Here is a 15790-nt window from a genome sequence, read left to right as displayed (position 1 = left end):
ATGGCCCGGAAAACATTCTTTTGTATCGATGCCCACACCTGCGGCAACCCGGTGCGCCTGGTGGCAAGCGGCGGCCCTGTGCTGCAGGGCCAGAACATGAGCGAAAAGCGCCTTCACTTCCTTAAAGAGTACGACTGGATCCGGAAAGGGCTGATGTTTGAGCCGCGCGGCCATGATATGATGTCGGGTAGCATTCTGTACCCGCCCCACGACCCTGAAAATGATGTGGCTGTACTTTACATTGAAACGAGCGGATGCCTGCCTATGTGCGGTCACGGTACCATCGGTACGGTAACTATAGCGCTGGAAGAAGGCCTGATCACCCCGAAAACACCAGGCCAGCTGCGCCTTGAAACGCCCGCCGGGCTCGTGCTTGTGCAGTATACCCAGGAAGGTGATAAAGTGAAATCAGTAAAACTGACCAACGTGGCCTCTTACCTCGATTCGGAAGGGTTGACGGTGGAATGTCCGGAGCTGGGTGAACTAAAGGTGGATGTGGCCTATGGCGGTAACTTTTATGCTATAGTTGATCCGCAGGAAAACTTCAACGGCATGCAGAACTATACGGCGGATAAGCTTATTTCCTGGAGCCGTGTGCTGCGGCAGCGCCTGAACGAGCAGTACACTTTTGTGCATCCTGATAACCCTGCAATAAGCGGCCTTTCGCATATTCTCTGGTCCGGAGATCCGCTGGCATCTACTTCCACAGCCCGCAACGCTGTTTTTTATGGTGATAAAGCCATTGATCGATCGCCCTGTGGCACCGGCACTTCGGCGCGTATGGCGCAGTGGTACACCAAAGGCAAGCTAAAACCCGGTCAGAAGTTCATCCACGAAAGCATCATCGGTTCGGTGTTTACCGGCACGATAGAAGGGGAGACCACCGTGGCTGGCAAACCTGCTATTTATCCCGGCATCGAAGGCTGGGCCATCATTACAGGCCATAACACCATCTTTTTTGATGAGGAAGATCCATACATTCACGGTTTCCAGGTAATCTGATATGAGCAACGTAACTATAATCGGCGGCGGCATTGTGGGGCTGTTTACGGCTTATTACCTTTCGGAAGAAGGCTTTAACGTAACCCTGCTCGACCAGGGCGACATGCAACAGGGCTGCTCGACAGGTAATGCCGGGATGATCGTGCCGAGCCATATTGTGCCACTGGCTTCGCCGGGTATGATCAGTAAAGGACTGAAGTGGATGTTCTCCGCTACCAGTCCTTTTTACATTCACCCCCGGCTGGACAGGCGTTTGCTGCAGTGGTGCCTGCATTTTTACAGGGCATCTACCAAACAGCACGTAGAGCACAGTATTCCGTACCTGAAAAACCTGAGTTTGCTGAGCAAGCGCCTGTACCAGGATTTTGCAGAACAACACCCTGAATCTCAGATAGGGCTGGAAGAAAAAGGCCTGCTGATGTTATACCGGACTCCGGAAATGGAGCGGGAAGAAGTGGAAATGGCGCACCTGGCAAACCAGCACGGGCTGGAAGCAAATGTCCTCTCAAGGCAGGAAGCGCAGCAACTGGAACCGGATGTAGAACTGGATGTGCGCGGTGCCGTGCATTTTACAGGCGATGCTCACCTGGATCCGTCTAAACTGCATGGCTTTTTGAAAGATTACCTGAAGGCAAAAGGCGTGAACATGGTGCCGCTGGCGCGGGTGTTGAAGTTTGAGTATAAAGGCGACCGCATTCAAACTATAGTTACCAACAAAGGCGGTATCACCTGCGATCAGCTTATAGTTTGCGCGGGTGCGTGGTCCGGCGAGCTGGCAGATAAGCTGGGTATTTACCTGCCGATGCTCTCGGGCAAAGGCTATAGTTTTATGCAGCAGAACCAGCCGGCGCTGCAAATTCCTGCCATCCTGTGCGAGCGAAAAGTTGCCGTAACTCCATTTGGGGAGCAAGTGCGTTTTGGCGGCACTATGGAGATAACCGGTACCAACCAAACTATAAACCAGAAGCGGGTACGCGGTATTTTTGATGCTATTCCGGATTACTACGCCAACTTTAATCATACCTTCCCAAAGCAGGATACGATCTGGAGCGGGTTGCGCCCATGTTCGCCGGATGGGCTGCCTTATATTGGCGCCACGCAGCGCTGGAGCAATGTGCTTTTCGGTACCGGCCATAGTATGATGGGTGTGAGCCTGGCCCCGGCCACCGGCAAAGTATTGGCGGAACAATTGCTGAACAGAAAAGCGCAACTGCTAACCGACGCCTTCTCACCGGACAGGTATAATTAAGTTAACAGCTATAGCTATAGTTTTATTTCGCTGTTCCGGATTTCCTAATCCGGAACTTCAACTGAAGCGGATTTCCTAATCCGCGTAGGCTGCAACACGGGGATTAGGAAATCCCCGGCAGATGGCTTTCGGACTGGGAAGTCCGAAAGAGCAATAGGAATGGGAAGTCCAAAAGAGCAGTAAGCAGAATGGGAAGTCTGAAATAGCGGAATGGCAATTCATAAGTCTGAACTATAGCTGGGAACAAATTAATTTGCTAATTTCCTGCTTCCGGCCCGGACGTTACGTACGAACTTCCGGGTCAGCAGAATTTCTTTAAAGTCTCATAATTCGCAACTACCACAAACTAAACCACCCATGTACAATTTAAAACTACGGACCTTTCTGTTGCAGTTACTGCTGCTGCTTTTTATCTCCTTCACCACGCTGGCACAGGGCTACCAGAACCGGCAGTGGCTTAAGTCCGGCGACACCTACGTGCAGGCCGAGCAGGGGCAACTGGTAAAGCATAAACTCCCTGAAGACGCCACTGAGATCTTCCTGAACAAAACGGCGCTTGTGCCAGCCGGAAAAACAGAACCGTTGAAGATCAGGAGTTTTGACCTGTCGGCAGATGAGCAGAAGGTGCTGATCTATACAAACACTCAGAAAGTGTGGCGCTACGATACACGGGGCGACTACTGGGTGTATGATCTCCAAAAGAAAACCCTGCAACAGGTAGGAGCCGGCAGACCGGAATCGTCGCTGATGTTTGCCAAGTTTTCGCCGGATGGCAGTAAGGTAGCTTACGTGAGCGAGCACAATATTTATGTAGATGACCTGCAAAGTGGCCAGCAAAAGCAGTTGACCAAAGATGGCACCCGCAAGCTCATCAATGGTACATTTGACTGGGCTTACGAAGAAGAGTTCTCTGCCCGCGATGGTTTCCGCTGGAGCCCGGACAGCAAAAAGATCGCCTACTGGCAACTGGATGCCACACAGGTAAAAGACTACATCATGTTCGACATGCTGGATGGTGTGTATGCCAAGGTAATTCCGGTAGAGTACCCGGTTGCCGGCGAAGCGCCATCGCCTTACAAGATCGGCGTAGTTGGCGTAGATAATGCAGTTACCCGTTGGATGGAAATTCCGGGAGATCCGAAAAATACCTACCTGCCCCGCATGGAGTGGACCACCAATACCAACGAACTGATCGTGCAGCAGCTGAACCGTAAGCAGAACGAAAGCACCCTTTATCTGTGCCAGGCCGATAATGGTAAAACCCGCCAGATACTGAAAGAGAAAGACGAGGCCTGGATAGATATTCTGCCTACCTGGGACAGAACCTATAGTTACGGCGGCTGGGACTGGCTGAATGGCGGCAAAGAGTTTTTATGGGCCAGTGAAAAAGATGGCTGGCGACACCTGTACCGCGTAAGCCGCGATGGCAAAAAAGAGCACCTGATCACAAAAGGCAACTATGATGTGATGGAGATTGCCGGAATTGATGAAAAAGGCGGCTATGTTTACTTCCTGGCGTCGCCGGAAAACGCTACACAGCAATACCTGTACCGCACGCGCCTGAACGGAAAAGGTAAGGCCGAGCGCCTGACGCCGGCATCACAACCGGGCACGCACAGCTATAGTTTGTCGCCGAATGCAAAGTATGCGCAGCACCGTTTTTCTAACCATTACACCAGGCCGGTTGGTGAGTGGGTAGCATTACCAAATCACAAGGCATTAGGTGGCGAGAGCGCCGTGCAAAAAGCTTTGGCCAGCGCCGATAAAGCTGCCAACAGAGTAGAGTTCATCAAAGTTAAGACAGCAGATGGTGTGGAAATGGATGCCTGGATGGCCAAACCTGCCAAATTCGACCCGAAGAAGAAATACCCGATCGTGTTCTATGTGTACTCAGAACCAGCCAGCCAAACAGTAACTGATACCTATGGCGCAGGCATGAATTTCCTGTACGGTGGCGACATGGCGGAAGACGGCTATATTTATGTATCGGTGGATAACCGTGGTACGCCTGCCCCGAAAGGAAGAGACTGGCGCAAGAGTATTTACCGCAAAGTAGGCCAGCTTAACATTTCTGATCAGGCTGCCGCCGCCCGCGAGCTGCTGAAACTGCCGTATGTGGATGCATCGCGTGTTGCGGTGTGGGGCTGGAGCGGTGGTGGTTCTGCCACACTTAACCTGCTTTTCCAGCATCCGGATATCTATAAAACCGGTATTTCGGTAGCAGCTGTGGCTAACCAGCTTACCTACGACAATATTTACCAGGAGCGTTACATGGGCCTGCCACAGGAAAACCGCGAAGATTTTGTGAAAGGTTCACCGATTACGTACGCTAAAAACCTGCAGGGCAACCTACTGTACATCCACGGTACCGGCGACGATAACGTGCACTACAACAATGCCGAGCAACTGGTAAACGAGCTGATCAAGTACAACAAGCAGTTCCAGTTTATGCCATACCCGAACCGCTCGCACAGCATTTCGGAAGGAGAGGGCACAGGCGTGCACCTGTCTACGCTGTTCACAAATTACCTGAGACAATACTGCCCGCCAGGTGGCAGATAAGCTATAGTTTGTAAGCATAAAAGCCGGCAGCAATCTGATTGCTGCCGGCTTTTGTTTTATAGTTGTGCTATAGTTTATCCGAACTATAGCACTCTGAACTATAGTTGTGCATCGGGCTTATTCTTCTTCCTTGTTCTTCAGTTTCATGAGCAGCGCGTAGGCTCCTTTGGTCACGTAGGTCTGTTTTTCAGGCTGTAAAAGTTGGTCAGGCTGCAGCGCCGTGTAACCATGTTCGGAGTTGCCGGTTTGTGCTTCCAGCATCTCAAAAACGCCGCTGTTACGGGCCGCGAAAACATACTGTTTGTTGCCGTAGCGCACAATCGCATCTTCGGGCAGGGTATAAGCCTCTTTGCTGTGCACCTCGATCTCTGCATTCATGAACATACCGGGCACCAGCGTCGGGTCTTCCTTGTCCAGGTGGCAGTGCACTTTTACAGCCCTGTCATCGGTTACATCCTTACCGATGTAAATGATCTTGCCTGTATATTTCTTTTCGGGTTGGTTGGCGCGGTAGGTCAGTACCTGCTGCCCGATTTCCAGATCATCCAGGTCTTTCTCGAAAACGGTTAACATCAGGTGCAGATCCGCTGGATTCACGAGCTCAAAAAGCACATCAGTTGGCACCACATACTTGCCAATGTTCACATTCACTTTGGTCACGTAGCCATCAATCGGGGAGTAGATCCTTAACGTGCGGGTCAGGTTTTTCTGGGTAAGGCGGTTCGGGTTGATGCCTACCATGCGCAGCTTTTCGCCAAGGGCTTTCAGGGCAACCTGCTGGCTCTGGTATTCCGACCGTGTTTGCTGGTACACTTTGTCGCTGGTGGCTTTGCTCTGGTTCAGTTCGCGCTGGCGCTCATATTCCTGGGTAAGGTAGCCGAGTTTTGCTTTGGCTGTCAGGTAGTCCTGTTGCAGTTGTATGTAGGCCTGGTCTTCCAGTTCGGCCATCAGTTGTCCTTTTTTCAGGTGCATGCCGGGGAGCAGGGTCGTGTGCTTCACATAGCCGCCCAGCGGTACGCTCACCGATACCATACTTTGTGGCGGGGCTTCCATCACACCATTTACCTGCAGTACGGTTGCTATCGTTTTCAGTTCCGCCTTCGCGGTTTCTACGCCGGCATTTTTCATCTGGGCGGGAGTAAGCTGCACCAGGTTGGTCTCCTGGGGCTTTTCAGCTATAGTTGATTCTGCGGGCTGCTCAGAGCTGCAACCGGCCAGTAAAGCTGTTATAAAGGATATATAAATTAATTTTTTCATGATGTTATCTGTTTCCGGTTAGGGCATTTAATTGGAGGATGGTCTGATTATAGTTCCGCAGGGCATCCAGGTAGCTGGTTTGCAGGCTGATAGCCTGGTTTGTAAGCAGCACCCATTCCAGGTAGTCAATTTCGCCACCTTTAAACTGGTCGTCGGCTGTTTTAATGATAGATTCGGCACCAGGTAAGGCCGTTTGTTCATAATAGGCAAGGTTTTCGGCGGCTACCCGGTACTGGTCCATTGCTTTGCGCAGCTGTAGCTCCAGCGAGCGTTTACCGGCATTGTAACTGTTGCGGGTAGCTTGATCCTGTATTCTGGCAGCCTGAATGCGGGCTTTTTGTGCCCCATAAAACAGCGGAATGCCTACGCCTACTTCCACCGATGAAAACCTGTCGGATGCAGTAAAATTTTGCTCTGCCCCGTTCACCGTCTGTGAGCCTTTTATGCTTTGGTTATTGTAGCCTACCTGCAGGTCGGGGAGCAGTCGGGATTGCTCCGTTTTTATACTGGCCTGGCTAACCTGCTGCTGTTGCTGCAATAAATTCAAGTAAGGATGCCCGGCTATAGTTGCGGAGTCACCTGTTAGGGATAGCTCCATCTTCAGCGGGCGCGCTGCGGGCACATAAACTGTATCGGTATTGAGCACCAACTGGAACTGGTGCTGTAGTTCTGATAGCTCCTGTTGCAGCTGCTTTAGTTGCAGATTTACCTGGCCGCGCTGGGTCTGGGCAGTACTTTTTTCGAGCACGTTGCTTGATCCCAGTTTAAACCGCAGGTCTGCGTTACGCTGGAAGTTGGCAAACAGGCTGTCGGTGCGGAGCAGCAGTTTCTGCTTTTCGCGGGCATACAGCATCTCGTAGTATAGTTCCATTACCTGCCACTGCAGTTCATAATCAGCCAGCTCTGCCTCCCGCACTCCCTGCTGCCATTCCCGCTTCAACAGCTGTTTCTGCTGTACATATACCGTCGGGAATTTGATACTTTGGGCTACACTCAGACGGGTATCCTTAAGGGGGCTGTTAATCTGCCCGTACTCGCCGGTTATTGTGGTATGCGGAATGTCCCAGGCGGTGCCTTGCAGTTTTTGCCGAGCTTTTGCCTGTAGTTGCGCATTCTGTAGTTCGGGGTTCTGTTTGCGCGCTTTTACTATAGCCTGTTCCAGGGTGATGGGCTGCTGTGCCGAAACCAGGTTAGGGAGCAGGAAAAGCAGCATAATGCCAACCACTTTTGCCAACGGTTTTGCAGGTTTATCTTCGTGGTGGGCGGCTTTCTCAAAAAGGATGTAAAGCGCCGGTAGCACGAATAAAGTAAGCAAAGTGGCCACTACCAGTCCCCCGATCACAACAGTTGCCAATGGGCGCTGCACTTCGGCCCCGGCACCGGCACTCAGCGCCATCGGTAAAAAGCCAAGGCTGGCTACGCTGGCCGTCATCAGCACCGGGCGCAGGCGCGATTTAGTACCTTCCAGCACGATCTCCTTCAGGCTAAGTCCGCCGGCCAGCCGCAGGCGGTTAAACTCTGCGATCATCACAATCCCGTTCAGCACGGCCACACCAAACAGTGCTATAAACCCGACACCCGCCGAAATACTAAAAGACATATCCCGGACCCACAGCGCAAAAATACCTCCTATAGCCGACAACGGAATAGCCGAGTAGATCAGCAACCCATAGCGCACCGACCGGAAAGCAAAGTAGAGCAGCAGGAATATCAGGCCCAGCGAGACCGGCACGGCCACACTCAGGCGCTGCTGGGCAGCCTCAAGGTTTTCGAAGGCGCCGCCGTACACCACATAGTAGCCGGGTGGCAGGTTTAGTTGCTGCTGTACTTTTTGCTGTAGTTCATCCACTATGCTCTGTACATCGCGGCCGCGCACGTTAAAGCCTACCATAATGCGGCGCTTGGCATCTTCGCGTTGTATCTGGTATGGGCCTTCTTCCAGCTTTACATTAGCCATTAAGTACAAAGGCACCTGTTGCCCGACAGGGGTAGGAATGAGCAGGTTCTGTACATCGGTCAGGTTCTTGCGTAGTTCGCCCTGCAGTCGCACTACCAGGTCAAAGCGCCGTTCGCCTTCAAATACAAGGCCGCTGCTAACACCGGCGAAGGCGGCATTTACGGTGCGATTGATATCCGCTATGTTGGTGCCGTATTGGGCAATGGCAGCATGGTTATAGTCTATCACGATCTGCGGCATGCCCGTTACGGTCTCTACATACAGGTCGGTGGCGCCATCAACAGTAGTTGCAATGCTGCCTAACTTTTGGGCGTAACGCGCCAGGGTGTCCAGGTCTTCGCCAAATATCTTACACACCACATCCTGCCGGGCACCTGTCATCAGTTCGTTGAAGCGCATCTGCACCGGGTACTGGAAACCTGCCGTAATACCGGGTACATCCTGCAGGGCGGTACCCATTTTTTCAGCCAGTTCGTTGAACGATGTCGCAGAGGTCCATTCTTTTTTAGGTTTCAGGATCACCATCATGTCGCTGGCCTCAAGGGGCATGGGGTCGGTTGGTATTTCACCGGAGCCAATCTTGGTGACCACTTTCTCTACTTCCGGGAAACGCTCTAACAAAATGCCGGCCGCCTGCTGTGTTGATTTTATAGTTGTGTTCAGGTTGCTGCCCGTCAGTACACGGGTATCAACGGCAAAGTCGCCTTCTTCCAGGGCAGGTATAAACTCGCCACCCAGCGACATTAAAACCAGCACAGCGCCTGCAAAAAGCACAACCGCACCAGCTATGATCGCTTTCGGGAACTCGATGACGCGGCGCAGGTACTTCTGGTAAAAGTTCTCGATGCGGGCCATCATCTTATCAGAGAACGTATCCTTGTGGCTGATCTTTTTGCTCAGGAAAAGTGCACTCATCATCGGCACGTAGGTCAGCGAGAGGATGGCCGCCCCGATCAGGGCAAAGGAAACGGTCTGTGCCATGGGCTTGAACATTTTACCCTCGATGCCCTGCAGTGTTAGAATAGGAAGGTAAACGATAAGAATGATGATCTGCCCGAAAATTGCGCTGTTCATCATTCGGCTTGCCGACTGCTGTACAGTATCATCCATCTGCGCCTGGTTGATGCGGTTGGTAGTGGCAAAGCGCTTGTTAAAATGGAAAGTATGCAGCACAGCTTCCACTATAATGACAGCCCCATCCACGATCAGACCAAAGTCCAGGGCGCCCAGGCTCATCAGGTTGCCGCTCACGCCAAAGGTGTTCATCATGGTTATGGCAAACAGCATGGAGAGCGGAATGACAGAGGCAACTATAAGCCCGGCCCGCAGGTTTCCTAAGAACAGCACGAGTACGAACACCACGATCAGGGCGCCTTCCAGCAGGTTTTTTTCTACGGTACCAATCGCATTGTTCACCATTTTGGTACGGTCCAGGAAAGGCTCAATTACCACGCCTTCGGGCAGGGACTCCTGAATCTGGGCTATGCGGGCTTTTACTTCTTTGATTACCTGGTTGCTGTTGGCGCCTTTCAGCATCATCACCACCGCCCCGGCTACTTCGCCCTGGTCGTTGTAGGTCATGGCTCCGAAGCGGGTGGCATGGCCATAGTTTACATCAGCCACATCGCGGATGTAAATGGGAGTACCATTCTGTGTGTTCCGGATCGCTATGGATCTGATATCATCGATGCTACCCAACAGGCCTTCGCTGCGGATAAAAAGGACCGCATCGCCTTTGTGGATGTAGGAGCCGCCGGTGTTCTGGTTGTTGTTTTCCAGGGCTGTAAACACATCGGAAATAGAAAGACCGTAGGATTTCAGGCGCGAAGGATCTATGGCGATCTCGTATTGTTTCAGGTAACCGCCAAAGCTGCTTACATCGGCCACGCCCGGCACACCTAACAGCTGCCTGCGCACAATCCAGTCCTGTATGGTGCGCAGCTCCATGGCATCGTATTTACCTTCGTAACCCGGCTCTGGACGTACCATGTATTGGTAGATCTCGCCGAGGCCGGTGGTTACAGGGCCAAGTTCCGGGCTGCCAACACCTTCTGGAATCTGTTGCTGCACGGTTTGCAGGCGTTCGGCCACCTGCTGCCTGGCCCAGTATACATCCACCCCTTCCTGGAAAACTATAGTTACCAGCGATAAGCCGAAACGGGAAAAGCTGCGGATCTCTTTGATGCCGGGAATGTTACTGTTGGCCTGTTCTACCGGGAAGGTGATCAGGCGCTCAATGTCAGGGGCACCCAGCGAGGGCGCCACGGTAATGACCTGTACCTGGTTATCGGTAATATCGGGCACGGCATCTATAGGCAGGCGCGTCACGTTATACACCCCGATAACGATCAGCCCCGCTACAAATAAGCCAATGATCAGCTTATTCTGTATCGAAAAAGAAATAATTTTATTTAGCATAATACTATAGCTAACTGTTATGAAATAATACCTGAACAGTATGACTCAATCTGCAGCTTATGAGGGATAAGCGCTGGCAGTACCATGCTGGTAGCAGCAGGTACAAATGCAACAAGTACTAACTATAGTTGGGGTGGTTGCCAGATGGCTGTGGGTAGGCGCAATAATTCGAAGCGGTCCTTCAGAACCGTATAGTTCAGTTGCTCGGGCAAGGGTGCCAGAAACGAAAGCTCCAGGAAATGTGCCGGTATAAAGGCGATGGCAAAAGCTGTGGTGAGGAAGTCGGCACACCTGAAAGGGAGCTGCAGATCGCGGGTATAATCAGCATCTTTTTCGCTGCCGCTCAGGTAATGGATAACCACATACTCCACTAAAGACAGGTCTTCGTCCAGGATCTTATGCTCCAGGTAATGCTCCACCAGAACAGGCGCTTTCCGGAGTTCCTGAAACGTAGAGCCTGAACATGTATAGATCAGGAGGAGCAATATGGCCGTAAACTGTTTCACACGTAGCGGTGTGTTCTTTTCATTTATAAACCAGACAATAGCTTTATCCGGTTGCCTGAACAAATATAAAACGAATATTCTGTAAACCTGATGCTTGCTATTATTTAATTAAATGATGAAAACCACTCTTATATTCTTTATATAGTCTGTAACTATAGGCAACCAGCCCCGACAAGGCAGTGTTCAGGTTTTATTTTCTCCGGAGCTCTGCCTGTTTAAACTATAGAACAGCGGTATAGGAAGGAAAGTTTATGTAAATGGTATAAATCGAATTGTAGTTTGAAACATTTGTAGCAACGGGGAGTTAAACTATAGAACTGCGCAAGCTATAGTTCAGATCATTTACAGACATAGCAGGGCCGGGTAGCTTAGGTTTTTAGTTGAGGTTAGGTATGGCAGAAGAGCAGAGAATTCTGGTAACCGGAAGTGCAGGTTTTATAGGGCATCATCTGATGCAGGAGCTCCGGCAAACTGATCATACTGTAGTAGGCCTTGACGTACTTAACAGCTATTACGACCCCGAACTGAAATATGCCCGGCTGGAGGCACAGGGCTTTCACCGGGAGCAAATCCAGCCGGAGGTCATTGCCGCCAACTATAGTTTCCCCAACCATTCGTTCATTCAGCTAGACCTGACCAACGGAAAAAGCCTGCATGATCTTTTCGAAAAATACAGGTTTGATGTGGTGGTTAACCTGGCGGCACAGGCAGGGGTAAGGTATAGCATTGATAATCCGCAGGCTTATATCGACAGCAACCTGACCGGTTTTCTGAATCTGCTGGAATGCTGCCGAAGTTTTTCGGTAAAGCATCTGCTGTTTGCTTCTTCCAGCTCGGTGTATGGCCACTGCCGGCAGGTACCTTTTAAAGTCGGGCAGTGCACGGATTACCCTGTTTCCTTGTATGCCGCTACCAAAAAAGCCAACGAAGTACTGGCCTATAGTTATGCGCATCTCTACAGAATACCCACCACCGGGCTCCGGTTTTTTACCGTGTATGGGCCATGGGGCCGGCCCGACATGGCCTACTATAGTTTCGCAAAAGCTATTACCGAAGACCAGCCTATACAGGTATTCAATAACGGAGACATGCAGCGCGATTTTACGTATGTAGAGGATGTAGTGAACTGCCTTGCAAAACTATTGCGCCTGCCCCCTGAAACCACTTTCCCCGGAGCACCCTTTAAACTATACAACATTGGTAATAACAAGCCGGCCCACCTGCTGGAACTGATAGCTGTACTGGAACGGCAACTGGGCAAAAAAGCTGTACTGCAACTGGAGCCCATGCAGCCCGGCGATGTATACACCACTTACGCTGATGTGCGGGAACTGGAGAAAAAGATAAACTATAAGCCGGCCACTACCCTTGAAACCGGCCTGGCGCATTTTGTAAAGTGGTTTAAGCAGTACCATTATGCCCCGGAAGTAGGTGTGCCGGAACCCTGAATTTGTTTTGAACTGAACGCTGTCTTAACTATAGATGCCATGTCGTTAACTATACTTGTGCCGGTTTACAACGAAATAGAATGTCTGGATAGGTTCTGCGAGTCCATGGACGCTTTTCTGGCGCAAACCCCGATGCCCACGCAGGTATTGTTCATAAACGATGGCTCTACCGATGGCAGCCTGCCCCGCATACAACAAATCTGCCAGCTACGGCCCAACTATAGTTATATTTCCCTGAACAGGAACTATGGCCTGAGCACCGCCCTGAAAGCAGGCATTGATCACACAAACACCACTTACCTTGGTTACCTCGACTCGGACCTGCAGACATCTCCGCTGGATTTTATGAGCTACTTTGCTTACCTGCCCGGGTACCAGATGGTGAACGGCATACGCGCCAGGCGAAAAGATACGCTTGTTAAAAAGCTGTCCTCTAAAATTGCCAACCGCTTTCGGCGGCTGATGATAGACGACGGCATACAGGATACCTGCTGCCCGCTAAAAATAATGGAGACAGCTTGTGCCAGGCGTATCCCTTTTTTTGATGGCATGCACCGCTTTCTGCCGGCCCTCATCCAGTTGCAGGGCGGCAAAGTAAAGCAGGTGCCGGTGCAGCATTTCGAACGATATGCCGGCACGGCCAAGTACCATCTCTTTAACCGCCTCTGGGGACCCTTGTACGATACTTTTGCTTTCCGCTGGATGCGCCGGCGCTACATCAACTATAGCATTGCAGAGAAAAGTGTTTTTAATTTGAAAGAGGCGCATGAGCAGATTTGATCTTGGGGTGTACGGAATAGGCCTGGGAGCGCAGTTGCTTTTCTCTTCCCGCATCCTGGTGCAGTGGATTCAGTCGGAGCGGGCCGGCAAAGTGCTTTCGCCTACCTCGTTCTGGACCTTTAGTTTGCTGGCCTCTTTTCTGCTGATGGTGTACGGGGTACTGCGCAACGACCTGGTGATACTGGCTGGCCAGGCTGTTTCGTATTTCATTTATATCCGCAACCTGCATCTTAAAAAAGCCTGGGACGGGCTGCCGTGGTGGGTGCGCTGGCCTGCTGTTCTGTTTCCTGTCACGGCTATCGTCTGGCTTATTTTTGGCGATGTCTATAGTTTGGGATATATCTGGGAGCACAGCAAAATAGCCGGGGCACTGGTGGCATGGGGCGGCGCCGGGCAGCTGGTGTTCACACTTCGGTTTGTGTACCAGTGGTATTATTCTGAAAAGCAGCAGGAGTCGGTGTTGCCACGGGGTTTCTGGGTACTGAGCCTGCTTGGCAGCCTGATGATCATTTTGTACGCAGTTTTAAGGCTGGACCCGGTGCTGTTTATCGGGCAACTGTTCGGGGTAGTAGCTTATAGCCGGAACCTTTACTTAGGCCAGCAGAAACAGCAGCCAAGTTCTCCCATCACCAACTGACCCCGAACATGAGACTACGCGTGTTCCGCTTGTCCGGCAAAACTATAGTTTGGGCGATCTTTCTCATCATGTTTCTGGCACTGCTCTGTAACCTTGGCGGGTGGGGCGTACTGGAAACCAGCGAGGCTCGCTATGCCGAGATCAGCAGAAATATGCTTGTTACCTGCGACTGGCTGCACCCACGTTTGCTGGGCATTCTGCATTATCATAAACCGCCTGTAACCTACCTCATTTCGGCCGGTGGCATGGCGCTGTTTGGTGTGAACAGTTTTGGGGTACGTTTCTTTCTGCAGATTTCTTTGTTGCTGCAAGGGTTGCTGGTTTACCTGCTGGCAAAGGAGCTTTTCAGGAACAGGGAAATTGCGGTAACTGCGCTGCTTGTGTATTTCACAATGCCAGTAGTACTGATCTCGGCCCGAAATTTAACGACGGATTCTTATCTGGCGAACTTCGAATTACTGGCTATCTGGGCGTGGGTAAAGCATAAAAGTACGGCGCGACACGGCTGGGTTTACCTGTTCTATAGTTTGCTGGGGCTGGCTTTTTTAACGAAAGGCCCGGTGGGGCTGGTGTTTCCGGTGCTTGTTGTTATAAGTTATGCCTTCCACAAAACTGAAACTGGGAGCAAAACTAATGTAAAGCACCTGTTAGCTGGTTTTGCGCTGTTCCTGGTACTGGGCGGCAGCTGGTTTGTGTACCTGATGCTGCAGGACAGGCAGTTTGTCGATTACTTTTTTATCCGGCATATCGTTGACCGTTACGCGCACGCAGAAGCTTTTAGCCGTGAAAAGCCCTGGTGGTTTTATATTGTACTTGCCCCCTTGCTCAGTCTACCCTGGTCTGTAATTTTGCTCAGCAACTATAAATGGCTTTCTGACCTTCAGCGGCGGTTCAAGTGGCTGTTTATGCTATGGTTGGTGGTGCCGCTTTTATTTTTCTCTTTTTCCAGCTCCAAATTGATCCTGTATATCCTGCCTTTGTTTGCCGGGTTGGCGTTACTGGTGGCCTGGCTACTATACCGGCTTCCGGAGCGGAGCCTGCACAAAGTAAGCAAATGGGCAATGGGGTATTATATTTTCCTGGCGGTTGCGCTTATAGCAGGGCCATTGTTGCAACCAGGTCTGCAGGTGTATAGCTGGTCGTTAAGCCTGCCTGTGCTGATGGTACTCTGCCTGTTCCTGATCTGGAGAAGCAATTACACAGCCGTGCCTAAACTATTGCTGGGTTCTTTTATATTTACTGTGCTTCTTTTACCTTTTGTGTCTTACCTGTTGCAGGCAAACCCTGCTCTAACCAACAGCGCGGTAGCACTAAGGCAGGTGTTACAGCAAAAAGAACTGCACGGGCGACGCATAGTAGTATACGACAGGCTGCTTCCGTCTTTAGCCTTTGAGCTGGGATGTAACTTTGTAACTATACAGGACCACAACAGAAACCTCGACCGGGAAACCCAGTTTGAAAAAGATACTACATGGAAGCAGTATTATCTAAAACTGAACCAGCCGGAAGACTCCATCAGAATAGTTCAACTAATACAACAACCGGTAGTGCTGCTGGTGAAAAATGAACTGCCAGCCGAACGACAATGGCTTGTGAAGCGGCTGCATCAAAAAAGAAGGGTAGGAGCCTGGCTGATATATTTTTAGAAATGCGTGCAACGCCGGAGCAGCATGTCTTTTTAGAGCAGGGCAAACTATAGTTGGGCTTCAGAAACCCGCGACAAACTATAGTTATCGGTCACAGTTAAGGCCCAAACTATAGTTGGTTTCGGGTATAGCTTCTAGGACTGAGTTATGGAGCAGATGATATGATCAGGGATGAAAATTTTTTTAGCAGTGAGAAGCAATGCATTTGCTGGTAGTTCGTTCTATAAGTACACGTCTGAAACGCATTTTGTAGCGAAACATTCCTACCCCACAACTGAACTAATACCGCTGTTTGCAAAGTTGTAAAAGCATGGCAACCGATGGGCTG

General features: G+C 50.9%; 10 protein-coding genes. 7 read left to right on the top strand and 3 right to left on the bottom strand.

Annotation, left to right across the window (positions count from 1 at the left end):
• The 3 genes from H7F15_RS11020 to H7F15_RS11010 all read left to right on the top strand — a co-directional run bounded on the left by H7F15_RS11020 (nt 1) and on the right by H7F15_RS11010 (nt 4813).
• On the top strand, nt 1-1002 hold the full coding sequence (locus H7F15_RS11020; RefSeq protein ID WP_185197034.1) for a 4-hydroxyproline epimerase: 1002 nt from the start codon (nt 1-3) through the stop codon (nt 1000-1002).
• Between the two features lies 1 nt (nt 1003).
• Nucleotides 1004-2251, top strand: coding sequence for an FAD-binding oxidoreductase (locus H7F15_RS11015; protein WP_185197033.1), 1248 nt, complete (start codon nt 1004-1006; stop codon nt 2249-2251).
• Nucleotides 2252-2608: 357 nt separating this feature from the next.
• On the top strand, nt 2609-4813 hold the full coding sequence (locus H7F15_RS11010) for a S9 family peptidase (RefSeq protein ID WP_185197032.1): 2205 nt from the start codon (nt 2609-2611) through the stop codon (nt 4811-4813).
• 117 nt (nt 4814-4930) lie between these two features.
• Here the strand turns inward: H7F15_RS11010 and H7F15_RS11005 are convergent, their stop codons facing one another.
• The 3 genes from H7F15_RS11005 to H7F15_RS10995 all read right to left on the bottom strand — a co-directional run bounded on the left by H7F15_RS11005 (nt 4931) and on the right by H7F15_RS10995 (nt 10951).
• Entirely contained in the window at nt 4931-6070 is a 1140-nt protein-coding gene (locus H7F15_RS11005; RefSeq protein ID WP_185197031.1) for an efflux RND transporter periplasmic adaptor subunit, read from the bottom strand.
• A gap of 4 nt (nt 6071-6074) precedes the next feature.
• Nucleotides 6075-10445, bottom strand: a complete 4371-nt coding sequence (locus H7F15_RS11000) for a CusA/CzcA family heavy metal efflux RND transporter (RefSeq protein ID WP_185197030.1) — start codon at nt 10443-10445, stop codon at nt 6075-6077.
• 122 nt (nt 10446-10567) lie between these two features.
• On the bottom strand, nt 10568-10951 hold the full coding sequence (locus tag H7F15_RS10995; RefSeq protein ID WP_185197029.1) for a hypothetical protein: 384 nt from the start codon (nt 10949-10951) through the stop codon (nt 10568-10570).
• Between the two features lie 392 nt (nt 10952-11343).
• On the opposite strand from H7F15_RS10995, the gene H7F15_RS10990 reads away from it, so the two are divergent.
• The 4 genes from H7F15_RS10990 to H7F15_RS10975 are packed head-to-tail and all read left to right on the top strand — an operon-like array spanning nt 11344 to nt 15462.
• Nucleotides 11344-12399 (top strand): NAD-dependent epimerase/dehydratase family protein, encoded by a 1056-nt coding sequence (locus tag H7F15_RS10990; protein ID WP_185197028.1) that lies wholly within the window; start codon nt 11344-11346, stop codon nt 12397-12399.
• Between the two features lie 39 nt (nt 12400-12438).
• Entirely contained in the window at nt 12439-13179 is a 741-nt protein-coding gene (locus H7F15_RS10985) for a glycosyltransferase (RefSeq protein WP_185197027.1), read from the top strand.
• Nucleotides 13166-13816 (top strand): lipid-A-disaccharide synthase N-terminal domain-containing protein, encoded by a 651-nt coding sequence (locus H7F15_RS10980; RefSeq protein ID WP_185197026.1) that lies wholly within the window; start codon nt 13166-13168, stop codon nt 13814-13816. Before H7F15_RS10985 ends, H7F15_RS10980 begins: the two co-directional genes overlap by 14 nt.
• Nucleotides 13817-13824: 8 nt before the next feature.
• Entirely contained in the window at nt 13825-15462 is a 1638-nt protein-coding gene (locus H7F15_RS10975; protein ID WP_185197025.1) for a glycosyltransferase family 39 protein, read from the top strand.
• The last annotated feature ends 328 nt before the right edge of the window (nt 15463-15790 follow it).

It is taken from the genome of Pontibacter sp. Tf4 (assembly GCF_014212495.1).
GTDB lineage: Bacteria > Bacteroidota > Bacteroidia > Cytophagales > Hymenobacteraceae > Pontibacter.
This window is presented reverse-complemented; position numbering and strand designations above follow the sequence as displayed.